The following is a 23,055-nucleotide window of genomic DNA, read 5'->3' as shown; positions in this document are numbered from 1 at the left end:
TAAAAGATAAACAGTGCGAAGAGAGTAGAATGACACTTGAAAGAACGGATCGAGTAGAGATCCCGGTACTGGCTCTGCGCGATGTGGTAGTTTACCCACACATGGTCATCCCGCTTTTTGTGGGACGTGAGAAGTCTATCCGTTGTCTTGAAGCCGCAATGGATGCTGACAAACAAATTTTCTTAGTCGCGCAAAAAGACGCTACGGTAGACGACCCCGCTGTAGAAGACCTGTACTCGATGGGTACTGTTGCGACAGTGCTGCAACTGCTTAAGTTACCAGATGGAACGGTTAAAGTTTTAGTTGAAGGTAATCAGCGTGCAAAGCTCGTTAAATTTATAAACACGGATGAATATTTCCAAGCGGAAGCCGAGTTTGTAGAATCGACACACATCGATGAACAAGAACAAGACATTTTCATTCGAAGTGCAATTAGCCAGTTCGAAGGGTATGTAAAACTCAACAAGAAAATTCCACCAGAAGTACTGACTTCAATCTCGGGAATCGATGAAGCCGCGCGTCTTGCTGATACGATGGCTGCGCACATGCCATTGAAGGTGGTAGAAAAACAAAAAGTACTTGAAATCAGTGACGTAACAGAACGTCTAGAGTACTTAATGGCACTGATGGAAGGTGAGATAGATTTACTTCAAGTTGAGAAGAAAATTCGGGCACGCGTTAAGAAGCAGATGGAAAAATCGCAACGCGAGTACTACTTGAATGAGCAAATGAAAGCCATTCAAAAAGAACTCGGTGAACTTGATGATGTCCCGGATGAATTTGAAACGCTGAAAAAACGCATTGCTGATGCGGGTATGCCAAAAGAAGCTGAAGATAAAGCAACAGCTGAGTTGAACAAACTTAAAATGATGTCGCCTATGTCTGCCGAAGCGACGGTTGTACGCTCGTATATTGATACATTAATCAATGTGCCGTGGAAAAAGCGTTCAAAGGTGAAGAAAGACTTAGCTGGCGCTGAAGACATTCTGAACTCAGACCATTATGGTTTGGAAAAAGTAAAAGAACGTATTGTCGAGTATCTTGCTGTTCAACAACGTACAAACAAGTTAAAAGGTCCAATCCTCTGTTTAGTGGGACCACCGGGCGTTGGTAAAACGTCATTGGGTCAGTCGATTGCAAAAGCTACTGGACGCAAATATGTGCGTATGGCGCTGGGTGGTGTGCGTGATGAGGCCGAGATCCGTGGTCATCGTCGTACTTATATCGGTTCGATGCCAGGTAAACTCATCCAGAGCATGACCAAAGTCGGTGTTAAAAACCCTCTGTTTTTGCTCGACGAGATAGACAAGATGTCGTCAGACATGCGTGGTGATCCGGCTTCCGCTTTGTTGGAGGTTTTAGACCCTGAACAAAACAGTAACTTCGCAGATCATTATCTCGAAGTGGATTACGACCTTTCAGACGTTATGTTTGTTGCTACTTCAAACAGCTTTAATATTCCGGGGCCACTTTTGGACCGAATGGAAGTCATTCGTTTGTCTGGTTACACGGAAGATGAAAAGCTCAATATTTCTAAGGAGCACCTAATTCCAAAGCAAGTAAAACGTAATGGACTTAAGGACTCAGAAATCACCATTGAAGATAGTGCGATCATTGGCATTATCCGTTACTACACGCGTGAAGCGGGTGTTCGTAATCTAGAGCGTGAAATTTCAAAACTGTGTAGGAAAGCAGTAAAAGAGATTCTTCTCGATAACAACATCAATCATGTCACAATCGACGGTGATAATCTTGGCGAATACCTAGGTGTTCAACGCCATGATTATGGCAAGGCTGAAGACGGTGACCGTATCGGTCAGGTAACGGGCTTAGCTTGGACAGAAGTTGGTGGTGATTTGTTAACAATTGAGTCTGCTGCGGTGCCAGGTAAAGGGAAACTCACGTTTACCGGTTCTTTGGGTGATGTAATGCAGGAGTCAATTCAGGCTGCGATGACGGTTGTAAGAAGTCGCGCAGAGAAACTTCGTATCAATGCTGATTTCTACGAGAAACGTGATATCCATGTACACGTGCCAGAAGGGGCAACACCTAAGGATGGTCCAAGTGCTGGTATCGCCATGGTCACAGCATTAGTCTCGAGTCTAACAGGTAACCCTGTTCGTTCAGACGTGGCTATGACGGGTGAAATTACTTTGCGTGGTGAAGTACTCCCAATTGGTGGTTTGAAAGAAAAGCTATTGGCCGCGCATCGCGGTGGAATTAAGCGCGTTCTGATCCCTAAAAAGAACGAACGTGATTTAAAAGAAATTCCTGACAATGTGTTAGAAGGGCTAGAAATTCATCCAGTTACTTGGATTGATGATGTGCTTCGTTTAGCATTGGCAAATCCAATTGAGCAAATTTCGCTAGAAACCGCGTAAATAGTGAAAAAAAGCTAAAAAAGTGTCTGAAAAGGCTTTTCAAATCTAAAAGGTGTGTTAAGTTAGGCACTGGAATCAAGCCTAGCCCTTGTGTGGTCTAGGCTTGACGCGAATTATAGGATTAGAGAGTCAAATTGATGTCTCTAAATTTTTAACTTGCAGTGATGTTAATAAAATAAACAATCGCTCTTGATAATAACAATGTAAGAGGATGATATTGTGAATAAATCTCAATTAATCGATCAAATCGCAGCTGATGCTGACATCTCTAAAGCGGCTGCAGGTCGTGCTCTAGATTCATTCATCGAATCAGTAACTGGCGCTCTTAAAGCTGGCGACTCTGTAGCGCTAGTTGGTTTTGGTACTTTCTCTGTGCGTGAGCGTGCAGCTCGTTCAGGTCGTAACCCACAAACTGGTGAAACGATCCAAATCGCTGCAGCAAACATCCCATCTTTCAAAGCTGGTAAAGCACTTAAAGACGCAGTGAACTAATCACTCGGAGCACGTCACGCGTTTTTAACGTGATCACGTTCTGAGAAACGATGACTTGCTTCACCAAAAAAAGCGTATCTGGTAAGATACGCTTTTTTTACATAGTTAACGGCGTAAAACAAGGCACGCACATTAGGTGTAGCTTTGGCTTAGATAAAGAGAATAACACATGCTAGAAAAGATCAGAGAAGGCTCACAAGGCGTTGTAGTCAAGATTATCTTAGGCTTAGTGATCTTGTCTTTTGCTTTAGCAGGGATTGGTGGTTACCTGGGTCGAACTACAGAACAACCAGTCGCTGAAGTAAATGGCGTTGTCATTGGCCAGTCAGATTTTGCACGCGCGTTTGAAAACGAGCGTGCACGTCTTGAGCAACAATTTGGTGAGTACTTTAACCAAATCGCGCAAGACCCAAATTATATGGCTCAAGTTCGTCAAGGCGTCGTAGAACGTCTTGTACAGCAAGAATTACAAACACAATTAGCAAAAGAGCTAGGCCTTCGTGTTAGCGATGAAAAAGTTAAACAAACGATTTTGGAAATGCCTTATTTCCAAATGGGCGGTGAGTTTAGCAATGATCGTTACCTTCAAGTTATTCGCCAAATGAATTTCCAACCGGATTCATTCCGCGAGTTTCTTCGCGAAGATATGACGCGTAGCCAGCTCGTTCAAGCGGTTGCAGGTACAGACTTTGTTCTTGAGAATGAAGTGAAATCTGCGATGGCGTTGGAAATGCAAACGCGCAACGTGAATTATGCGATTTTAAGTAAAAACACGGTTGTAGACACGATGTCAGTGTCTGATGATGAAGTTAGAGATTACTACGACTTAAATCAAAACCAGTTCCAATCTGAAGAGCAAGTGGCGGTTGAATACATTGAATTGAGTGCAAATGATGTTCAGTTGGCTTCTGCTCCGTCAGAAGAAGATGTTAAAGCGTATTATGAAGAGCAAAAGTCTCATTATTCTGAGCCTGAGCGTCGTCGAGTTGCGCACATCTTGATCGATAATTCAGAAGATGATGCGAAAGCAAAAGAAAAAGCGGAAGCTATTCTTGCACGCTTAAACGCAGGTGAAGATTTTGCCAAGCTGGCGGAAACCGAATCGTCTGACGTTGTTAGTGCGGAAGTGGGTGGTGATTTAGAGTGGATTGAAAAAGACATGATGGATCCTGCGTTCGAAGAAGCGGCATTCGCGCTGACGAACAAAGGAGATATTTCAGGTATTGTTAAATCTGAATTCGGTTACCACATCATTAAACTCACTGATCTTCAGCAAGGCAAAGTGAAAGCATTGGCAGATGTTCATGACGAACTTCTTGCTGAACTTGAGCGTAACGCAAAAGTGGATGCGTTCTACCAAAAGCAAACGGCTATCGCTGAAAAAGCTTTTGAAATTGCTGACAGCCTGCTAGACGCTTCTGAAGCGGCTGGTGTCGAAGTGAAGAAATTGCCACTTATGGCAAAATCAGCACTTCCTGAGCCACTTAACAACGCTGCTGTCACGCGAGTCTTAGCAACTCCAGAAATATTGGAAGATCGTGTTAACTCGGAAATTGTTGAAGTTGGCCCAGAACACATTGTTGTTGTTCGTATTGCGGATTACAAACCAGCGACGACTAAACCGTTAGATGACGTGAAGGATACGATTGTAAAACGTTTGAAGACAGAAAAAGCGTCAACGGAAGTGAAAGCGCAAGCGGATGCGTTGTATGCGAAGATTCAGGCAGGCGAAGCATTTGATGCTGTCGTTTCTCAAGCGAATCTAGATGTGAAAGCGGAAGATGCACTTGCTCGTCGTAGCTACTCGGTTGCGCCGGCTATAGTCAAAGAAGCCTTTAAATTACCTCACCCAACGGACAGTTCTAAACCAGTAGCAGTGGTTGAACTGACTAGTGGTGATGCTGCTATCGTACAACTTGTAGCGGTAAATCCAGTTTCTGCGGAAGAGGCACTTAATGAGCAACAATCGAAAAATTTCGAGATGGCTCAGGCTAATAAAAACTACATCACTTTGTTAGAAGCGCTTAAAGCACAAGCAGACGTTAAGTTTGTTAAAGTAGCTGCGGCTTCACAAGAGTAATTGCGTAATAAAAAAGCGCCTCACTGAAATGAGGCGCTTTTTTTCGATTTCGTTATTTGTTCCTTTTGCGTCCTAGAGTCCTACCAACAGTATTTTCCCAAGCGCCATCCCTTCCCGCTGACAACTAAAATCGAGCCTACGTGTCACTTCTGTTTTAAATAATTGTTCAAGTTTACTAAATGTGGCAGGTACAAATTTAATGGTTTTGACGCGTAAGCTCTTTCTAGTGCGTTTGTCCAAAAAGGCGTAAGCGGTGTGAGTTAAGGCGTCCTTAGCTGCCTCGAGGATTTCAGGAGATACAATGTATTGATGGATAGCTTGCTGCGCTTCTTCGACAGGAATAACCCTGCAGCTACTTGCCATAACGCACGTTGCATAAATATCGAGTACGCCAACCGCTCTGATTTTTTGATTTTCAGGGTCCTCGTAAACAGCCATTACACAGGGTACTTTTGTCTCGTCAAAGAGTTGTGGTTTGATAGTTTGAATGACGAGGTTTTCATCGATGTGTTTGTGGATTAGCTTTTCAAGCTGATTGAGCTTAGGTAAGGCAAGGTCACTATCAATCGCAATTTCAACATTGTTGAGCAAAAGCTCGCTGCTTTCCACGCCTTGTACAAGCGGTAAAATATGGTTATGCAATGTTTCGTCATCAAATGGTTTAGACAAAACAAATGCCGCACCCGCTTGCAGCGCAAGTTCAATTTGGTCTTGGTCATCTACCGTTGTGATCATGGCAACTTTCATATCAAGTCGCCGTTGCATGATTGCATTGAGTAGCTGGATACCTGACATGTCAGGCATGTTCCAGTCTGTCAACACGATATCCGGTTTCCATTGTCCAATTATTTGCAGCGCCTTACGAGCTCTGTCTGCTTTTTGAATGTGTAGTTTTCTATAACCAAATTTTTCTAGGCCACGTCGGACTATTTCTAAAGTTGCTAAGCTATCGTCTACAATCAAGATTTTCACAAAATCTCCAAATGCACTTTGATTAAATTAGTATAGGCATATTTTTTATGTAAAACTAAACTCATGATATACGGTATAAAAAAAAGAGGCTAGTTATGTGGCAGACTGCCATTTCTGGAACGGTTATTCAAGGATTGATCGGCAACTTAGGATTACTGATTTTAGCTGGTTGGTTTTTGATACTGTTGCTGATTTTGCGCGAGTTTCGTCATTTTATACACAATACTACATCGTCTCGTGGGCAAGACGATAGTGAGATATTGGCAATGTGTAGAGAGTCGGTGGACAATGCACTGAGCTACGTGAAAAGCCATGCTGACACTATTTCAGAATTGGCAAAAATACAGCTCTCATTAGAATCACAATTGGCCGAAGTTCGAAGCTCTTCTCAAACTCAAATTTCAGACCAAGATCAAGCAACAATAGATGAGCTAAATCGCAAGCTAATGCGCTCTCACGCGCTTATTAAAAAATTAAAAGGTGATTTAGACAAAAGTGTTGAAAAGCTTCACGTAACAAGACGAAAGCTTTATGACCAATATGAGACTGTGGAGTCGCTGCAAAAGGAAAAAGAAGAACTTCTCGACAAGTATGCACAGTTGGAACAACAATTAGAAGAACAGAGTTCGGCAACGGGATCTCAAAGTGTACAATCGCTGACTCTCACCTTTGAGCAAGAAAAGCGAGATATGTTGGCCGCGTTGCAAAACTATCGACGTCAAATTGCGGAACAAAATCAAGCTATTCAACAGTTAGAACTCCAACACACGACTACCGCGAATCAAGGCCAAGTGTCCGAAATTAAAAAAGAACTCGAGCAGACACAGAGTGCGCTTAAACATCTGACGAAAGAGAAGAACTTTATTGAATCAAAATATCTGCAGTTAGTGAAAGAATACGACAAACCGAGCGGATAACTGGACGTAGACTCAGGTTAAAGTGGCCACTAAATTAAAAATTCAGTAGCCGCTGCGTGATGTAGGATTTTGGCGCTGCGAACACAAGTTCTGTTTCACCATATTCAACCACTTTACCTCGATGCATAACTAAAACTTGATCACTCATGTGGCGAACGGTGCTCAAATGATGTGTGATTAATACAAAGCTCAGCCCAGTTTCTTTTTGTAACTTAAGTAGAAGGTTAACGATTTGGGCTCGAACGGATGGGTCTAATGACGATAGCGCTTCATCGAGTACCAGCACTTTCGGGTCTAAAATCAAAGCGCGAGCAAGTGCTACGCGCTGTAGTTGCCCACCGCTGAACATGTGGGGATAGTATTCTTGATGTTCGTTAAGTAATCCAACTTTACTCAGCGTTTCTTTAATTTTGAGCTGTCTTTGATTTTCAGTCAGTTGCGTATTAAACCGCAAGCAATCATCCAATACGTCGCCGATTGTGAGACCAGGATTGAGCGAGCGGTTTGAGTCTTGGAAAATTAGACGAATGTAGCGACATTCTGGTGTGCGGATACCATCGTCTTCGATCGTTTCAGACCCCAACAAAATTTGCCCACTGTCGGAGTTCTCGGCACCAGCAAGCACTTTCGCAAGGGTACTTTTACCTGAGCCCGTTTCGCCGATGATGGCAAGTGTTTCCCCTTCAGCCAAACAAAACGAGATGTCGTTTAAAACACGCAGTTGACGTCTTTGGAAAATACCCGCTCGAATTCGAAACGTTTTATTGAGTGCTTGAACTTTTAAAACCGGCTGCATGTTATTTTCCTCGCACCAGAGGGAAGTGGCAGGCAAATGAATGCCCATGCGTTCTTTCTACTGTTGGTGTAACAACACAGGCCTTTTGTGCCTGTGGACAACGAGGACCTAGGCGACATCCAATGGGCAAATGTTGCAAAGGTGGAATAGTGCCTTTCAACGCATAGAGCGCTTCTTTATGCGCGACGCCTTGCCCGTAATCTGGGAGGCTTTTCACCAAGGCTTGCGTGTATGGATGCAGCGGTAAGTTAAACAGGGCCTGCGTTGGACCCGCTTCAACCATCTGGCCGCAATACAGCACATGCATCGTGTGCGTCCAGTCAGCGATTTCTTCGAGTTCATGTGAAATCATCAGAACAGACATATTCTTGAGCTGGTTGAGGCTTTTTAGCAGTCGAAAAACCTGTGCTCGAGTCGTGGTTTCCAACGCTGTGGTCGGTTCATCCGCGATCAGGAGTTTAGGCCCTCGAGCAATCGCCATCGCAATCATGACCTTTTGACAAATCCCTTCAGACAATTCGTGTGGGTAACTCGACATGACCTTGTTGTGTTCACGGATCCCAACTTTGTGAAGTAGGGCAACTACACGTTGTTTTCTGGCCGTTCGGCGAGCAAAGAAACCGGTTTCAATGATGCTGTCATCAGGTATGGATTCTGCGATTTGATCGTCAATTTTGGCTGTAGGGTCAAGGCATAAGCTCGGCTCTTGATAAATCATCGCAATATCTTTGCTGATAATTTTTCGACGCTTCTCAGGACTTAGGCGCATCAAATCGACCCCACGCCAGTGCATTCTATCCGCCGTAACGGTCCATCGGTTATTCAAAACACCGACAATCGCTTTTGCAATCAAACTTTTTCCAGAGCCAGATTCGCCGACTAATGCATGAACTTCACCTTCTTTGAGGCTCAAGTTGATTCGATCAACCGCACGGATCACAGTGTCGGCGGTTTTTAATTCAATCGTAAGATTACGAATATCAAGAAGTTGCATTAGTCCGCCTTACGTTCTTTAAGCACTTGTCGTAAGCCATCACCAACTAGATTGGTTGCTAAAACAGAGATAAACAATAATACGCCGGGCAGTCCCACAGTCCAAGGAGCAATGTAAATCAAGGCTAAGTTTTCCGCCAAAATCGCTCCCCATTCAGTTATGGGTGGCTGCGCGCCGAGTTTCAAGAAGCCAAGTGCTGCAATATCAAGAATCGCTGTGCTTAAAGCCATCGTGAAGATAACCACAATATGTTCATAGATGTTGGGAAAGATCCCTCGCACTAATATTTGCCATTGGTTCGCACCGTCTAAGCGAAATGCGGCAATGTAATCTTTGTTGAGTTCATCAACGACGAGATTACGAACAGAGTGGATGTGTTGAGGTAATAGCGCAAAAATAATCGCCCAAACCGTATTCAAAAGACCAGGACCTAAAATTGCAATTATGATGATTGCGAGCAATAGAGAAGGGATCGCAAGCGTTAGATCAAGTAGGTGGTTGAGAAAGCTGGAGCGTATGCCTTTTGACATGCCAGCAAAGGTGCCAAGCACAACCCCGATTAACGTGGTAATGAGTGCAGCGACAACCGATAAACCGAATGTAAATGTTGCGCCATTCATCAATCTCGATAAGACGTCTCGTCCGAGGTCATCCGTTCCTAATAAAAATCGAACGTTACCTGCGTCATGCCAAGAAGGAGGTAAAAGTAGGGCATCACTGTGCTGCTGATTGATCCCATAGGGAGCAATGAGTGGTGCGGTAATTGCTAAAACAAGTAAGGCGAGGAATACCCACAAGCCGACTAGGGCTGGGTGGTTTCGTTTAAATTTTTTCCACAGTCTCGATAATGGCGAACGGTTAGATTCCTCGCTATAAAGCTTAAATTTTGCCATGTGCTTTATTCCTCGAGATAGGATCTAACAAACTGTTGGTTAATTCAGCACTCATATTAGCCAAAATGACAAACATTGAAACTGCAAGCAATCCACCTTGTATCGCGGGGTAGTCACGTTGATAAATGCTATCGATCAACCAACGCCCGATGCCTGGCCATGAGAAAATCACTTCGGTGACCATAGCTAATGTAATTAGCGTACTAAATTGCAAACCAATCTGTTTTATTACCGGTAAAAGCGCGTTACGAAGCGCATGATGGAGAATAAGTTGAGCACGCGAGAGTCCTTTGGCACGAGCTGTTTTGATGAAGTTTTGCTCCAATACTTGTAACATTGAATCACGTGTGAAGCGAATAAGCACGGTCGTAGGGTACATCGCAAGGACAATCGTCGGCAGTGCGAGGTGATGCAAAGCGTCTTGAAATGCCAAACCTTTATACGGAAATCCATCTAACCATATGTCGAGCAAAATGAAGTTGGTCACGGGTTCTATTTCATATAACAACCCGATTCTGCCGGACATCGGAAACCAACTTAAGGTAAGGCAAAAAACCATAATAAGCAGCAAGGCCAACCAAAAAATTGGAATGGAAAACCCCATCAACGTGAGAGAGGTGATGACAGAGTCAGGCCAACGTTTGTGGTAAGCGGCAGCTAAAATCCCACTAGGAATACCAAAAATTACCGCGACAATCAGTGCGTAGATACATAACTCTAGTGTCGCAGGAAACAGAATCCAAACATGCTCAAACACGGCCTCACCAGAGGAAAGGGAAACACCCCAGTCTCCAGTAATGATACGATGCAGAAACGCAAGATACTGAGAAATGTACCCATTATTGATGTGGTATTTTTCGATTAATAATTGCGTTGTATTGAAATTAGAATTAGTGACACCGCTTAGATTCGTGAGTAAGTCGCCAGGAAATAGATAGCTCAGTGAAAAGGTAAATACACTAAGCGCGAACAACATAAAGCACAGTAAGCTAAACCGACGTAATAAATATTCGCGCATGGCTACGGTTTTCTCCTTGCTTCGGCCAATGAAATGCCACCAAAGGGTCTGAGCGTTATACCTTCTATGTTTGTATTCGATGCTTGGAAGCGCAAGCCATGCGCTATCGGCATCAATGGCAATTCTGCTGCTATCATTTCTTGCGCTTTTTTATAGAACACTTTACGCGCTTCAATGTCGTTGGTATCGAGAGCTTGAGTTAGTAACAAATCAAATTCAGGGTTACACCAATTCGACGGGTTTTTGCCACTGAAGGTTGCGGTACAGCTTAAGAGCGGGGTGAAAAAGTTATCAGGATCGGGCGTGTCAGCGGCCCAGCCAAGTAACACACTATCGTGCTCATGTTGTCCTACTCGCTCAATGAAGGTATTCCATTCGTATTCAACTATTTTTGCGGTGACGCCAATCTCTCGAAGATCGCTTTGAATTAGTTCGGCCATTTTACGTGCATTTGGGTTGTAGATGCGCGACACCGGCATAGCCCAGAGGGTCATTGTAAAACCATCCTTGTAGCCTGCTTCTGCGAGCAATTCTTTGGCTTTTTGTGGGTCGTATTGAGGTAGCTCAGGTTGCGGCACATACGCCCATGAGGACGGTGGTAAATTTGATGTAGCAGCAATGCCACTACCATAAAATACGGCTTGCATTATCTTGTCGACATCGACGGCATAAGAAAGTGCGCGTCTGACAAGAGGGTCATTAAATGGAGGACGTTCCGTATTAAATGCCCAATAGCCGATATTTAAATTTGCTTCTTTATCGACATGTATGTCTTCACGGCTTTGCAGAAACGACAGTTGCGTAGCACTTGGATGCGCTGTAATGTCGCACTCTTTGGTCAACATTTTTGCGATACGTGACGTACCATTAGTCGTTATATCATAAACCAATTGTTCCATCGCTACAGGGTGTTTCCAATAGTGTGGATTGCGGTGATAACGAATAAGGTTATCACGCAAAAAGCTCTTGAATAGATAGGGGCCAGTACCCACTGGAAGCTGATCAAACTGTGTTTCTTTTCCGGCTTGTTGTAACTTTTGTGCGTATTCTTTGGATGTAACAACGGCAAAATCTGTCGCTAAGTTTGATAAAAAGCTACTTTCCGCATTAAACAGTTCAAACCTAACGGTGTAATCATCTACCTTGACTACTTGCCTTATCAATTGGTCCATTCCTACGCTTTGAAAGTACGGATAGTTAGCATCACCAATAAAATGATAAGGGTTATAAACGTCAAAGAGTCGACCAAATGAAAACACCACGTCGTCAGCGTTTAAAGTTCGTGTCGGAGTAAAGTAGTCTGTTGTGTGGAAATGGACGTCTTTTCTCAAATAAAACGTAATGTTTTTACCGCTATTTTCGATGTCCCACGAAGTGGCCAGTTCAGGTTGGAACTCTCCACTATCTGGATTAATGCTCAGCAGTTTGTCATACAACTGATTTGCAATAATATCGATAGTCGAACCTGTCGTTGTGACTTGAGGATTGAACGAAACAGGATTTGCTTCAGCGCAATAGACTAATCCTTGCGCCAATTTTGCTCGTTCATTTTCACTGCTTTCAATACAGCCCACCAAGAAGACGGGAAGTATTGCTAACACCAGCTTTCGCACGTTTATGCCTCATTTTTTTGTTGCGAATCTAATAGGTTATATTTTTTTAGATAACCTCTTAGCTGATGATACGTTAAACCGAGCACTTCTGCAGTTTTCTTTTGATTAAATTGTGAAAATTCTAGTGCTTTTTGCAGTAATTGTGTCTCATAATCATTCGATAATGTTTTCAAGCAAACTGGAAATTGCCACGCTGAAGGGGCACTAAAGTCGGAAGGTGTAGGAGCCACTGTAGTTTCAGCTGGCATTTCAACAGGCTTACTTGATTCGGTTGGAGCCTTAACTCGCGCTGTTGGACGGAATGGGCTTCGAAATGGATCGATGACTATATCGTGGACAGGTAACTGCTCTGTACCGTGGCGATAAAGACTTCGCTCAACCACGTTTTTGAGTTCACGAATGTTACCCGGCCAATCGTAATCCAATAGAATTTCACGGGCGCGTTTAGTGAAGCCACTGAAAAGAGACCAGCCAAGATCTCTGGCCATATTGATCGCAAAGTGTTCAGCAAGTAAAAGAATATCTTCACGACGGTGTCGAAGCGGTGGTAACGTGATGACGTCAAAGGCTAGACGGTCTAGTAGGTCATGGCGGAATTCACCATTTTCTGCCAATGTTGGAAGATCTTCATTCGTCGCACAGACTAAACGTGTGTCCACTTTGATCGTTTGTTTCCCACCAACACGCTCGAATTCACCATATTCAATGACGCGCAAGAGTTTCTCTTGAACCATCGCGGACGTATTCGCAAGTTCGTCTAGAAACAAAGTCCCGCTATTCGCGCGTTCAAATCGACCCTCATGTCGTTTGCTTGCACCCGTGAATGCGCCACTTTCGTGACCAAAGAGTTCGCTTTCAAGTAAGTTTTCGTTAAGTGCAGCACAATTCATTTTAATGTATTGTTGATCCCACCGTTCTGAAAGGTAGTGTAAACGAGCTGCGATGAGTTCTTTACCTGTACCACGCTCACCGATAATCAATACGGGTTTGTCGAGAGGTGCAATCATAGAAACTTGGTCCAGTACAGCTAAAAAGCTATCCGATTGACCGAGTAAATTATCCTGTTGGCGCATATTCGCTAACTCTTAGTTATTTTAGCTAATAACTAGTGTATTTTATCACGCTGAGATTTTAAAGGTTTTTATGTACAAGCTTAACTGGTTGATATTTAACAACTATATCTTTTTAAAAAGTTGGCAAGGTTATTGATACTAGATTGACATCAATAAGTTTATTAATCACAGAGGTAATATTATGGGAATTTTCTCTCGTTTTGCAGATATCGTGAATTCGAATATCAATGCAATCTTAGATAAAGCCGAAGATCCTGAAAAAATGGTGCGTCTGATCATCCAAGAAATGGAAGACACACTAGTTGAAGTACGTTCAACTTCTGCGAAAACACTTGCTGAGAAGAAAGAATTAGCACGTCGTGTTGAGGCACTTAATGCAGAAAAAGCAGAATGGGAAGCAAAGGCAGAGTTGGCGCTTTCAAAAGACCGTGAAGATCTTGCTCGTGCAGCTATTTCAGAAAAGCACAAAGCTACGGTTGCTGCAGATGCTGTTGCAAAAGAATTGGCGCACGTGGATGAGCATATAGAAAAACTTCAGCAAGAAGTCGTGACGTTGCAAGAAAAATTGGCGGATGCAAAAGCAAGACAAAAGGCAATTATTCTGCGCCAGCGCTCTGCAGAATCTCGTCTTGAAGTGAAAAAGGCGTTAGACAGCAATCGAGTTGATTCTGCACTTCACCGTTTTGAACGTTTTGAAACGAAAATTGACGGTATTGAATCTCAAGTTGAATCCTACGAGATGGGCAAAAAGTCCTTAGCAGATGAAATTGCGCAATTGCAACAAGATGAAAAAATTGATGATGAGCTCGCAGCACTTAAAAAGAAGCTTGCAGAAAAACAATAACGACGCGTGAAAGACGCGCAGCAGTACATTAATGCGCGTCTTGCTCTAAATTCACAACAGGAGAAGAATTATGTTTGACCCAGAGATGTTAATGGCCCCGTTCATCATTTTTATGCTGATTGTTGCGCCACTGTGGTTGATTTTACACTACCGTAGCAAAAAACAAGTGAGTCAAGGGCTGAGTGAACATGAACACCGTCAATTGATTGAGTTGGCAAGCAAAGCTGAGAAAATGGTTGAACGTGTTGAAACGCTAGAAACGTTGCTTGATCAAGAATCGCCAGGTTGGAGACGCAAAGTATGAGCCAAAAACGTAGAGAGTTATTCCGCGATCCTCGTCGGGGCAAAATAGCGGGTGTTTGTGCGGGCCTCAGTGACTACTTTAATATGGAATTATGGTTAGTTCGTATTTTGTTCATCACTGCGGTGTTGTTATCCGGACCATTTTTTGTTGTTATTTATGTGGCATGCTGGTTTATTCTGGATAGACAGCCAGCCGAATTTACACAACATGTGCCTAAAGAAGAGCTGCATGAAGAACGTGTAAACGTTAAATTTAAGGTATGGCAAAAAGGGGAACCGCCAAGGCAAGCACTATACGAGCTGAAGGACCGTTTTACTCGGTTAGACGGTCGAATTCAAAAGCTTGAAACTTACGTGACGTCACCTGAATTTACCGTAAGTCGAGAGATCGATCGTTTATAATCGTACGGTGGCCATTGCCACCGACGCACATTTTAGAGCACTATGAGTAGACCCCAAATTTACCTGAAGCAATTTCTACAATCTGCAGAAAAAGTCGTACAACGCGGTTTAGATAAACACGTTAAAATCGCGGTGACAGGATTTAGCGGAAGCGGGAAAACGGCCTTTATTACGTCGTTTATTCGTCAATTAACTGCACAGGCAACGAATGACAATTTACCATTTTTTGATGTGGTAAAGTCAGGGCGCTTCATCGCGTGTAAGCAAATCGCTCAAGGTGCAATGTCGGTTCCCTCATTTGATTATCAAAGTGCAATAAGAAGCTTGTTAGACGCGAATCCTAATTGGCCCTCGGCAACTAAGCGCATTAACACTATTTCGCTTGCGTTAAAGTATTACGCAAAAGAGGGGTTGCGAGCACAGCTCTCACCTGAATCAACACTTTATATCGAGTTATATGATTATCCCGGTGAGTGGTTAATCGATTTACCGTTGCTTAATCAAGATTACGATACATGGTCACGACAGGTTTTAGAGAAGTATCAAACTGAGCGCTATCATGAGTTTGCGAATACGTTTTTGCAGCAGATCCACATGCTTGACGCTACCCAAGATTCAGACGACAACCTACTTGCTGAAATTGCTTCCATTCATGGTGAATTGCTATGCAAGTTAAAAGCGAATACGCCTGCTATTTTATTACAACCAGGTCGTCAAATATTGCCCGGTGATCTTGCCGGTGCACCTATGTTGTCCTTTTTCCCGTGTGAGAAACCACATCGTGTCGAAGAAGGGTGCATCTACGATCAACTCGAGAAACGATTTGAAGCCTACAAAGAACACGTTGTGAAACCGTTTTACAAAGACTATTTTTGCCAATTTGACAGGCAAGTAGTGCTTATGGATGCCTTTTCAGCACTGCAAGGTGGGTATAATTATCTAAACGAATTACAAAGTGCGACTCAGCAAATGTTGAGTTTGTTCGACTATGGCAAAAACCATTGGCTGCGTCGTTTGTGGTTGCCCAAAATTGACAAGGTGCTTTTTGCTGCAAATAAATGCGATATGACAAGCAGTAATCAACATAGCAACTTGGTGCGGCTACTGGATTCATTGCTTCAAGATAGCCAAAACACGATGAAATTTGACCACGTGAACGTCGACACGATGGCGACGAGCTCAGTTAGAAGCTCATTAGATAGGCAAATTCAGGAAAATTCAAAGAAGTTAAATTGTGTTTATGGTAAGCCAATAGGTGAGCAGGAATGGGTTACCTATTTACCCTCTGCAATTCCCTCGACGTTACTCCAAAAAGAACAGTGGCCAGAAGGTGGTTTTGAGTTTTTATCTTTTACACCACTTGCTGCAAAAGAGGGACAACTTGAACATGTTCGCATGGACCATGCTTTACAGTTTTTGCTTGGGGATAAGTTACGATGAATAACAAGAAATCAGAAATTACTCAGCAAGCTAGGCGAATAGAAGCGCACACAAACGATATTTTTGCAGAGCGTTCAGAGAAGCCAGTTGCAAAGATTATTGACGTTTCAGACGAGTTTGAACTACACGATGTCTCCATCGATGCGCCTGTCGATTTGGACGTTGTATATAAAAGCAGTCAAAAGCGGCCATGGCTCAAGCTGTGGTTAGTACTCGCGGGCACCGCGATTGTCACTGAAAGTGTTCTGGGAATTTGGCAAGCATTTGAAAGCTCATTCTTTCTGGGGATTTTATATAGCGCGCTAGGTGTCCTGTCATTGGGGATAATAGGGCGGCTTATCTTTAAAGAAATTAAAGCGCTAATAAAATTGAAGCGTTTAGAGAAGGTGAGAGCGGATGCCGAACGATTATTACAAAGTGAACAAGTTGGTGAGGCGAGTAAATGGTTGGAGTCGCAACTAAAACAAGTTCCACCTCAATTTGCTACTGAATTCCAAACGTTAGTTAAAAGTCATCATACAGACAAAGAGTTGGTGATGCTCTATGACACGCAGGTATTACAGCACATTGACAATGAAGCTCAGCAAATCGTAGCTTCTTCCGCAAGTGGCTCAGCGTTGTTAGTCGCATTAAGTCCAATGGCTACTCTCGATATGGCAGCCGTATTGTGGCGTGGGACACGTATGATTGAGAAAATTAGCGCGTTGTATGGAGTGCGATTGGGTTATCGTAGTCGATTGAAACTATACAAAATGTTACTTACACAGATGGTGTTTGTGGGTGGAACTGAGTTGATCTCTGATTTGGCTACGACTTCATTGGGGGCGGAGTTGCTCGGTAAGCTGTCTGCACGTTCTGCGCAAGGGATCAGCGCTGGTATTTTTACGGCACGTCTGGGGATCAAAACCATGGAGTTATGCCGACCGATTCCGACATTTGATAAACGCCCGGTGCGTTTACATCATGTTGTTAAACAGGTTTTTAAATCGCTTACGAGTCAATCGACCACTTCAAACTGACAACTTTTCTGTACAGTGTGCAGTGTCTAGTCGAGTAGCCTAGACATCTGTGCATCTGGCTTGCTTGTGATTTATTTGAGCTCGAATAACTATTAGAGCAATCAAGAAAAAGAATGAGCAACAGGTTATGACAAAATTTCACGATGATACAAATTGTATCCACGGTCCCTCTCACAACGAAGATCCGTATGGCGCGCTGACAGCACCTTTGTATCAGACATCTACTTTCCATTTTAAAGATGCCGCGCAAGGCGCTGCACGATTCGCGGGTGAAGAGCCTGGTTACATTTACACCCGTTTAGGCAACCCAACAACTCGCGAATTAGAGGAGAAAGTTGCTGCACTAGAGGAAATGGATGATGCCGCGGCCACAGCTACAGGAATGGGCGCTGTATCAGCATCGGTATTAAGCTTTTTACAATCGGGCGACCATCTTATCGCGTCCAAAGCGTTATATGGATGCAGTTTTGCGCTTTTTTCGCACATGCTGCCAAAATTCGGTATTGAAGTGACTTTTGTCGATATGACTCAGCCAGATGCGTTGCAAAATGCATTGCAACCGAATTCAAAAATGGTGTTTGCTGAGACGCCTATTAACCCCACAATGACCGTTTTAGACTTGGACATGATTGGCAAGTTTGCTAAACAAAATGGGTTAATCAGTGTCATCGATAATACGTTTTTAACTCCCTTGTTACAGAAACCGAAGCATTTTGGAATCGATATCATCATTCACAGTGCGACAAAATATCTAAATGGTCACGGTGATGTAGTGGCAGGTATCGTATGCGGCAGTAAAGAGCATATCGAAACGATTAAACTAACAGTTTTAAAGGATATTGGTGCGACAATCAGTCCACATGATGCATGGCTTATTAATCGCGGTTTGAAAACACTTTCAGTCCGCATGGAGAGGCATTGTGCCAGTGCACAGCGCGTCGCGGAATACTTAGAAGGCCATCCTAAGGTCAACGAAGTGTATTATCCGGGATTACCTTCACATCCAGGTCATCGTTTCTTAGGCAAACAGATGAAAGGTGCTGGTGGCGTAATTGCATTTGAGATTAATGGTACGTTGGAAAACGGCGAAGCGTTTATCAACGCGACAAAACTTTGCACGTTGGCTGTCTCACTGGGTGATCCTGAAACACTTATTCAGCACCCAGCCTCTATGACACATTCACCTTATACTCGAGAGGAGCGGTTAGCCGCAGGCATTTCAGATGGATTGATCCGACTTTCAGTCGGGCTTGAAAATGTTGAAGACATTATCGCTGATCTGGATCAGGCGTTCTCACACTTCTAAATTGTATTTAATTGTTTACAGAACCTCCCTTGTGGAGGTTTTTTATTTACTGGTCTTTATGTGGTGTATTCTTTTGTGTACGAAACTGTATGGATATAATTACAAAAAATGGAGTGTGTTTGGTGTGACCAGTGGGTCCAACTATTAATCTTTTGCTTACTTTCTCATAGTATCGAGGTAACAAGTTGAGGAGCAAACAACACCAAATATAAGCTCCTGCTCGTCATTTATGAGAAGGTCACTATGGCAAAATCAAGTAAGTATGTTTCAAAAACTCCAGACGACAATGGTGTTATTCATTGGTCTGTTGAGGAAAACCAGATTTGGCAGGAGCTGGTTGAGCGTCAGCTGGAATGCATAAAAGGTAAAGCATGTGATGAATACCTTGAAGGTCTGCGTAAAATTAATCTTCCGCACAATCGCATTCCTCAACTGCACGAGCTGAATGAAGTGCTCAAAAGAGAAACAGGCTGGCAAGTCGCTCCAGTTCCTGCCCTCATTGATTTCGACGAATTTTTCCGTCTACTTGCGAATAAGCAATTTCCGGTTGCAACGTTTATCCGTTCTAGGGAGGAGTTTGACTACCTCCAAGAACCCGATATTTTCCATGAAATATTTGGTCATTGTGCCATGCTCACTAACCCAGATTTTGCTGAGTTTACTCATCAATACGGTAAATTGGGTTACGCGGCAGAGAAAAAAGACCGAGTTTACCTTGCTCGTTTATACTGGTTCACGGTTGAATTTGGTCTAATGCAAACGGCTGAAGGTCTGAAAATTTATGGTGGCGGGGTGTTATCAAGCCCTGGCGAAACACAATACGTTTATTCGGGTAAACCAGAAATTTCTGCTTTAGAGGTGCTTGATGTGCTTCGTACGCCATATCGCATCGACATAATGCAACCTCTTTACTATACCATTACCTCTATCAAAGATTTGTTCGAAATCTCTAAGATGGACATAATGTCGCTTGTTGAAAAAGCCAAAGAATTAGGGCTGTTTGAGCCAAAGTTTCCACCAAAAGAAAAGTTAGCTAGCTAAGGAATTTTTACATGTCTGATTTAAGTGCACAAAAATGTGAAGCGTGTCGTGCTGATGCGCCTAAAGTGTCAGATGCTGAACTTGCAGAATTGATCAAACTTATCCCTGATTGGGTGCCAGAAGTCCGCGACGGCATTATGATGCTAGAGCGAGTGTATAAGTTCAAAAACTTTAAAGAGGCTATTGCGTTTACGAATAAAGTAGGCGATATGGCTGAAGAAGAGGGTCATCACCCTGGTCTTTTGACAGAATGGGGCAAAGTAACGGTAACTTGGTGGAGTCACTCTATCAAAGGCTTACACAAGAATGACTTTATCTGTGCGTCTAAAACAGATGACGTATTTAAAGCGCTTTAAGCAAATATAATAAAAAAGCCGACGTTAATCGTCGGCTTTTTTATTGGCGTCAACGTGTTCAGGCTCTTCTGACTTTGCGCCCATTAATTCATTGGTTTTACTTTTAACTGTGTTGAATTTGTTTGCGTATTTCAACAGCGAAATATTGCCCAAAATGACGCACACCACTACAACAATGATCAGTACTACATGCCATGTTTCGAATTCTGTAGTCATCCTCGTTTTCCCCAGAAAATTTGTTAGAGACATTATGCCTTTTGTTCTTCCAGATATGCTAACATTCTGGGCAATTAATCGTGAGTGTTAAGTGATAAGTCAGCATTGGTTCGCTACGGTATCGCTTGAATATTCTGGAGCTATCTACCTGCAATGGAACAAGTTTTAATATGGCCTAAAGAGTACCCGTTACTCGTCAAAGGATTAGTAGAACAAAACGGAGCTTTTATCCTTGATGCATTGGAAGCTTGGCCTTCTTGTGGCACAAGTGAGGACGACCAAGGAGTCGTGTCAACCGTACTTCCACCGCTGTACTATTTACAGTGGATGAAACCGCTCGAGCCTTTCGAGGCGTGTTATTATCAACACATCGCTGAGTTTGATGAAGCGGCACAACGTTATTTGATGCAATTGAGTCAGCACTTTGAAGCGGCTGAAATGGCTCAAGAAAGTCAGGTTTTAACCTTATTAGGCCCATTTAGCGGCTACTCGGATATTGCAGCGCAAGCGACAGTCGATACGTCCATCTCGTTGTTCAAGCTACTTTATGATAAGCGTTACTTCAATGTCATTGCTTTTTGTTTAGAGCAAGGAGCCACCTTAAGTGCAGATGACGTGATGTTGCTATGGCAAGAACTTGAATTTAGAGAAAAGCTCACGAAGCATATTCCTCAACAGGTTCGGAATGTTGACACATTGGAAACCGCGGTTTGTGAAGCCATCAGTCAAGGTGAGGATTTCTATACTTTACTTGAGCTGATTAACGAAAATGACGTTAAAGAGAAGCTGGAAGAAGCGTTGTTAGCGCATCTAAGTTTAGAAAATGCTAAGCAATCCATGGCAATTCGCTTTATTGAGCAAGGAGCAAAAGGTTCTGCAGTGAACTCGCTTGGAGAAAAAGCGATCCACCTCGCGGCCCAAAAAGGTTTTATGGATGTTGTCGAGCAACTTCAAGGCGAATCAATCGAACAGGCAGATTCAAAGGGCAACAAGCCAATCCATCATGCCGTAATTGGCAATGCGCTGCCTGTGGTTAAACGATTGATCCAATTAGGAGCTGATGCGAAAAGCAAAAACCAAGATGGGTTGAGTGTTTATGGCCTCTCGGTATCATTGCGCCGCACTGCTATCATTAAATCGTTAGAAAGCGACTTTAATCTCAAAGAGCTTACTCCTGAAGAAGAATTTCAGAAAATACGCATAGCGCACGTACTTTCGATGATGACATCGCTCATGCTTCCGGGAGTGCTGTTCTTTTTCTTTGATGATGGATTTGCGTATAAGTCAGAAGTGACCCTCGGGTTTACCGCACTTGCAGTCACCTTCCTAATTTTAGGTATCAAGTTGAAGCGTGATGAGAGTTACCCGATTAAAGGCCATCCATGGAGCTTGGGTTTGCTCGGTGTCCTGTCTTGGTTGAGTGTGATTGGTTTAATTGGATTAAGTGTCATTGCGGTACTTGCATTACTTAGGTAGCGTTATTACTTAATTATTGGAATGGGCAGAATCTTTAAAAAAGCGCAACATGAAGTTGCGCTTTTTTTATTAATTGTCCTTAAATTCATGAGCCGCTTTTTCATCGGCCAAATCTTCTTTCAATTTTCGGATCTTGAGGCCAAGCTCTTGTCCTCGGTATCGAGCGTAATAGGTGCATCCGATAAACATTGAGGTAGCAAATACGAGTTCAGCGAGGACAAATAGTCGTTCTTCTGGCGCAATCCAAAGTAGGGTGAACCCATGAATGAAGTACAGCATCACAATAAAATTAGCCCATGCATAAGTGTAAGGTTTATCTTGGATAATCCCTTTCATTGGAAACAGCAATGGCACAATGTAAACCGCAAATATAAAACCGATGCTATGGTTTTCTCTCGGTTCAAATACAAACATCCACAGTGGCATTAAAATAAGTAGGCCAATGTAACCAAAAAGTGCAAAACGTTGATATCGCTTGGTAATAGGTTGTTTTTCGACAAGGTTTGTCACTGCATTTTTCTCGCAATTGTTACAAGTCGAGCGCCAACCGCCCGACAAATTTGAATTTCTTCTGGTGTAAGTTTGGTTTCGGCTGTCAATCCGGATACATGCGACGCCCCATATGGCGTACCACCTGACTTTGTACTCGACAGCTCTGGTATGTCATATGGTACACCAAGCAGTAGCATGCCATGGTGTAGTAGAGGTAAACTTAAATTTAAAAGTGTTGCTTCATTTCCACCATGCATACTACTGGATGAACAGAAGACTGCTGCAGGCTTATCTATCAGTGTACCTCTGAGCCACAAATCACTGGTGGATTCCCAAAATTGCTTCGCTTGATGTGCCATCATGCCAAAGCGGGTAGGAGAACCAAAAGCCAGAGCGTGGCATTGCTTCAAATCATCCAGTGAAACAACAATATCGGATTCAAGTTGCTGTGTGAATGTACGAAGAACGGGTTCAGCCCCTTGAGAAATGACTGCTTCGGCTATAGTCTGAGCCATTGCCCGAACAGAACCTTGGCTGGAGTGGAATAACACCAAAACTTTTATCATAGATTAAAACAGCGCAAGTACAGATTCAGGTGGACGTCCTACAGCTGCTTTACCGTTTGTTACTACGATGGGGCGCTCAATCAATTTAGGCGTAGCAACCATTGCTGCAATGATATCGTCTTCCGAACTGGTCTTTGAAAGGCCATGCTCTTTATATTCGTCTTCTTTTGTACGCAACAGATCATGTGCAGATACAAAACCTAATTGCTCAATCAGCGTTTTTATTTCTTCGCTGGACAAAGGCGTTTTTAAATATTCGACAACAATTGGTGTGTGGCCGTGTTGCTCGAGTAAAGCCAGTGTTTCGCGAGATTTTGAACAGCGTGGATTGTGGTAGATTGTGACTGACATGGGTCGGTTCCCTT

24 protein-coding genes are annotated in these 23,055 nt (G+C 43.2%); 13 read left to right on the top strand and 11 right to left on the bottom strand.

The window, feature by feature from the left end; all coding sequences use genetic code 11:
• Window positions 1-29: 29 nt before the first annotated feature.
• The 3 genes from lon to ppiD all read left to right on the top strand — a co-directional run bounded on the left by lon (window position 30) and on the right by ppiD (window position 4,953).
• The gene (gene lon / locus NI389_RS03255; protein WP_308361547.1) at window positions 30-2,381 is read left to right on the top strand and encodes an endopeptidase La; all 2,352 of its coding nucleotides are present in this window, start codon (window positions 30-32) and stop codon (window positions 2,379-2,381) included.
• Between the two features lie 219 nt (window positions 2,382-2,600).
• Window positions 2,601-2,873 (top strand): nucleoid-associated protein HU-beta, encoded by a 273-nt coding sequence (gene hupB, locus NI389_RS03250; RefSeq protein ID WP_208843625.1) that lies wholly within the window; start codon window positions 2,601-2,603, stop codon window positions 2,871-2,873.
• A 169-nt stretch (window positions 2,874-3,042) separates the two neighbouring features.
• On the top strand, window positions 3,043-4,953 hold the full coding sequence (gene ppiD / locus NI389_RS03245) for a peptidylprolyl isomerase (RefSeq protein ID WP_308361546.1): 1,911 nt from the start codon (window positions 3,043-3,045) through the stop codon (window positions 4,951-4,953).
• A gap of 72 nt (window positions 4,954-5,025) precedes the next feature.
• On the opposite strand, the gene NI389_RS03240 is transcribed toward ppiD, so the two are convergent.
• The gene (locus NI389_RS03240; RefSeq protein ID WP_308361545.1) at window positions 5,026-5,925 is read right to left on the bottom strand and encodes a response regulator; all 900 of its coding nucleotides are present in this window, start codon (window positions 5,923-5,925) and stop codon (window positions 5,026-5,028) included.
• A gap of 95 nt (window positions 5,926-6,020) precedes the next feature.
• Here NI389_RS03240 and NI389_RS03235 point away from each other — a divergent pair, with 95 nt between their 5' ends.
• Window positions 6,021-6,842 (top strand): chromosome partitioning protein ParA, encoded by an 822-nt coding sequence (locus tag NI389_RS03235; protein WP_308361544.1) that lies wholly within the window; start codon window positions 6,021-6,023, stop codon window positions 6,840-6,842.
• 34 nt (window positions 6,843-6,876) lie between these two features.
• Here NI389_RS03235 and NI389_RS03230 read toward each other — a convergent pair whose 3' ends face one another.
• The 6 genes from NI389_RS03230 to pspF are packed head-to-tail and all read right to left on the bottom strand — an operon-like array spanning window position 6,877 to window position 13,229.
• Entirely contained in the window at window positions 6,877-7,638 is a 762-nt protein-coding gene (locus NI389_RS03230) for an ATP-binding cassette domain-containing protein (RefSeq protein ID WP_308361543.1), read from the bottom strand.
• 1 nt (window position 7,639) lies between these two features.
• Window positions 7,640-8,632: a peptide ABC transporter ATP-binding protein gene (locus NI389_RS03225; RefSeq protein WP_208843620.1), complete on the bottom strand. Its 993-nt coding sequence runs from the start codon at window positions 8,630-8,632 to the stop codon at window positions 7,640-7,642.
• Entirely contained in the window at window positions 8,632-9,525 is an 894-nt protein-coding gene (locus NI389_RS03220) for an ABC transporter permease subunit (RefSeq protein WP_308361542.1), read from the bottom strand. The genes NI389_RS03225 and NI389_RS03220 overlap by 1 nt, the downstream gene beginning before the upstream one ends.
• Window positions 9,512-10,543 (bottom strand): ABC transporter permease, encoded by a 1,032-nt coding sequence (locus NI389_RS03215; RefSeq protein ID WP_308361541.1) that lies wholly within the window; start codon window positions 10,541-10,543, stop codon window positions 9,512-9,514. The genes NI389_RS03220 and NI389_RS03215 overlap by 14 nt, the downstream gene beginning before the upstream one ends.
• A gap of 2 nt (window positions 10,544-10,545) precedes the next feature.
• On the bottom strand, window positions 10,546-12,156 hold the full coding sequence (locus NI389_RS03210) for an ABC transporter substrate-binding protein (RefSeq protein WP_308361540.1): 1,611 nt from the start codon (window positions 12,154-12,156) through the stop codon (window positions 10,546-10,548).
• Window positions 12,157-12,158: 2 nt separating this feature from the next.
• Window positions 12,159-13,229, bottom strand: coding sequence for a phage shock protein operon transcriptional activator (pspF, locus tag NI389_RS03205; protein WP_308361539.1), 1,071 nt, complete (start codon window positions 13,227-13,229; stop codon window positions 12,159-12,161).
• A gap of 181 nt (window positions 13,230-13,410) precedes the next feature.
• On the opposite strand from pspF, the gene pspA reads away from it, so the two are divergent.
• The 8 genes from pspA to NI389_RS03165 all read left to right on the top strand — a co-directional run bounded on the left by pspA (window position 13,411) and on the right by NI389_RS03165 (window position 19,940).
• Window positions 13,411-14,073: a phage shock protein PspA gene (gene pspA / locus NI389_RS03200; protein ID WP_308361538.1), complete on the top strand. Its 663-nt coding sequence runs from the start codon at window positions 13,411-13,413 to the stop codon at window positions 14,071-14,073.
• Between the two features lie 70 nt (window positions 14,074-14,143).
• A complete protein-coding gene (gene pspB / locus NI389_RS03195; RefSeq protein ID WP_308361537.1) occupies window positions 14,144-14,377 on the top strand; it encodes an envelope stress response membrane protein PspB in 234 nt (77 codons plus the stop codon).
• Window positions 14,374-14,778, top strand: a complete 405-nt coding sequence (gene pspC, locus NI389_RS03190) for an envelope stress response membrane protein PspC (protein ID WP_308361536.1) — start codon at window positions 14,374-14,376, stop codon at window positions 14,776-14,778. The genes pspB and pspC overlap by 4 nt, the downstream gene beginning before the upstream one ends.
• A gap of 42 nt (window positions 14,779-14,820) precedes the next feature.
• Complete coding sequence (locus NI389_RS03185; protein ID WP_308361535.1) at window positions 14,821-16,218, top strand: YcjX family protein; 1,398 nt, start codon at window positions 14,821-14,823, stop codon at window positions 16,216-16,218.
• On the top strand, window positions 16,215-17,237 hold the full coding sequence (locus NI389_RS03180; RefSeq protein ID WP_308361534.1) for a TIGR01620 family protein: 1,023 nt from the start codon (window positions 16,215-16,217) through the stop codon (window positions 17,235-17,237). Before NI389_RS03185 ends, NI389_RS03180 begins: the two co-directional genes overlap by 4 nt.
• Window positions 17,238-17,364: 127 nt before the next feature.
• Window positions 17,365-18,543: a methionine gamma-lyase gene (gene megL, locus NI389_RS03175; protein ID WP_308361533.1), complete on the top strand. Its 1,179-nt coding sequence runs from the start codon at window positions 17,365-17,367 to the stop codon at window positions 18,541-18,543.
• A 243-nt stretch (window positions 18,544-18,786) separates the two neighbouring features.
• Window positions 18,787-19,584, top strand: coding sequence for a phenylalanine 4-monooxygenase (gene phhA / locus NI389_RS03170; RefSeq protein ID WP_308361532.1), 798 nt, complete (start codon window positions 18,787-18,789; stop codon window positions 19,582-19,584).
• 11 nt (window positions 19,585-19,595) lie between these two features.
• A complete protein-coding gene (locus NI389_RS03165; protein ID WP_308361531.1) occupies window positions 19,596-19,940 on the top strand; it encodes a 4a-hydroxytetrahydrobiopterin dehydratase in 345 nt (114 codons plus the stop codon).
• A 24-nt stretch (window positions 19,941-19,964) separates the two neighbouring features.
• Here the strand turns inward: NI389_RS03165 and NI389_RS03160 are convergent, their stop codons facing one another.
• Window positions 19,965-20,156, bottom strand: a complete 192-nt coding sequence (locus tag NI389_RS03160; RefSeq protein ID WP_308361530.1) for a DUF2897 family protein — start codon at window positions 20,154-20,156, stop codon at window positions 19,965-19,967.
• A gap of 153 nt (window positions 20,157-20,309) precedes the next feature.
• Between NI389_RS03160 and NI389_RS03155 the strand changes: the two genes are divergently transcribed.
• On the top strand, window positions 20,310-21,632 hold the full coding sequence (locus NI389_RS03155) for an ankyrin repeat domain-containing protein (RefSeq protein ID WP_308361529.1): 1,323 nt from the start codon (window positions 20,310-20,312) through the stop codon (window positions 21,630-21,632).
• A gap of 69 nt (window positions 21,633-21,701) precedes the next feature.
• On the opposite strand, the gene NI389_RS03150 is transcribed toward NI389_RS03155, so the two are convergent.
• From NI389_RS03150 to arsC, 3 genes are read right to left on the bottom strand one after another with little or no spacing between them, the layout of a single operon-like run.
• A complete protein-coding gene (locus tag NI389_RS03150; RefSeq protein ID WP_208843608.1) occupies window positions 21,702-22,142 on the bottom strand; it encodes a DUF2069 domain-containing protein in 441 nt (146 codons plus the stop codon).
• Window positions 22,139-22,690, bottom strand: coding sequence for an NAD(P)H-dependent oxidoreductase (locus NI389_RS03145; protein ID WP_308361528.1), 552 nt, complete (start codon window positions 22,688-22,690; stop codon window positions 22,139-22,141). The genes NI389_RS03150 and NI389_RS03145 overlap by 4 nt, the downstream gene beginning before the upstream one ends.
• Before the next feature lie 3 nt (window positions 22,691-22,693).
• Entirely contained in the window at window positions 22,694-23,041 is a 348-nt protein-coding gene (gene arsC / locus NI389_RS03140) for an arsenate reductase (glutaredoxin) (RefSeq protein ID WP_308361527.1), read from the bottom strand.
• Between the last annotated feature and the right edge of the window lie 14 nt (window positions 23,042-23,055).

Origin of the sequence: Pseudoalteromonas xiamenensis (genome assembly GCF_030994125.1) — a bacterium.
Classification (GTDB): domain Bacteria; phylum Pseudomonadota; class Gammaproteobacteria; order Enterobacterales; family Alteromonadaceae; genus Pseudoalteromonas; species Pseudoalteromonas xiamenensis_B.
The sequence above is the reverse complement of the archived record's forward strand: the minus strand, read 5'-3'. Positions and strand labels throughout refer to the sequence as shown.

Excerpts from the sequence above, each read along its gene's own strand:
- lon (WP_308361547.1), top strand. The coding sequence starts at position 30 with ATGACACTTGAAAGAACGGATCGAGTAGAGATCCCGGTACTGGCTCTG.
- ppiD (WP_308361546.1), top strand. The coding sequence starts at position 3,043 with ATGCTAGAAAAGATCAGAGAAGGCTCACAAGGCGTTGTAGTCAAGATT.
- NI389_RS03235 (WP_308361544.1), top strand. The coding sequence starts at position 6,021 with ATGTGGCAGACTGCCATTTCTGGAACGGTTATTCAAGGATTGATCGGC.
- NI389_RS03230 (WP_308361543.1), bottom strand. The coding sequence starts at position 7,638 with ATGCAGCCGGTTTTAAAAGTTCAAGCACTCAATAAAACGTTTCGAATT.
- NI389_RS03225 (WP_208843620.1), bottom strand. The coding sequence starts at position 8,632 with ATGCAACTTCTTGATATTCGTAATCTTACGATTGAATTAAAAACCGCC.
- NI389_RS03220 (WP_308361542.1), bottom strand. The coding sequence starts at position 9,525 with ATGGCAAAATTTAAGCTTTATAGCGAGGAATCTAACCGTTCGCCATTA.
- NI389_RS03215 (WP_308361541.1), bottom strand. The coding sequence starts at position 10,543 with ATGCGCGAATATTTATTACGTCGGTTTAGCTTACTGTGCTTTATGTTG.
- pspF (WP_308361539.1), bottom strand. The coding sequence starts at position 13,229 with ATGCGCCAACAGGATAATTTACTCGGTCAATCGGATAGCTTTTTAGCT.
- pspA (WP_308361538.1), top strand. The coding sequence starts at position 13,411 with ATGGGAATTTTCTCTCGTTTTGCAGATATCGTGAATTCGAATATCAAT.
- pspB (WP_308361537.1), top strand. The coding sequence starts at position 14,144 with ATGTTTGACCCAGAGATGTTAATGGCCCCGTTCATCATTTTTATGCTG.
- pspC (WP_308361536.1), top strand. The coding sequence starts at position 14,374 with ATGAGCCAAAAACGTAGAGAGTTATTCCGCGATCCTCGTCGGGGCAAA.
- NI389_RS03185 (WP_308361535.1), top strand. The coding sequence starts at position 14,821 with ATGAGTAGACCCCAAATTTACCTGAAGCAATTTCTACAATCTGCAGAA.
- NI389_RS03180 (WP_308361534.1), top strand. The coding sequence starts at position 16,215 with ATGAATAACAAGAAATCAGAAATTACTCAGCAAGCTAGGCGAATAGAA.
- megL (WP_308361533.1), top strand. The coding sequence starts at position 17,365 with ATGACAAAATTTCACGATGATACAAATTGTATCCACGGTCCCTCTCAC.
- phhA (WP_308361532.1), top strand. The coding sequence starts at position 18,787 with ATGGCAAAATCAAGTAAGTATGTTTCAAAAACTCCAGACGACAATGGT.
- NI389_RS03165 (WP_308361531.1), top strand. The coding sequence starts at position 19,596 with ATGTCTGATTTAAGTGCACAAAAATGTGAAGCGTGTCGTGCTGATGCG.
- NI389_RS03160 (WP_308361530.1), bottom strand. The coding sequence starts at position 20,156 with ATGACTACAGAATTCGAAACATGGCATGTAGTACTGATCATTGTTGTA.
- NI389_RS03155 (WP_308361529.1), top strand. The coding sequence starts at position 20,310 with ATGGAACAAGTTTTAATATGGCCTAAAGAGTACCCGTTACTCGTCAAA.
- NI389_RS03145 (WP_308361528.1), bottom strand. The coding sequence starts at position 22,690 with ATGATAAAAGTTTTGGTGTTATTCCACTCCAGCCAAGGTTCTGTTCGG.
- arsC (WP_308361527.1), bottom strand. The coding sequence starts at position 23,041 with ATGTCAGTCACAATCTACCACAATCCACGCTGTTCAAAATCTCGCGAA.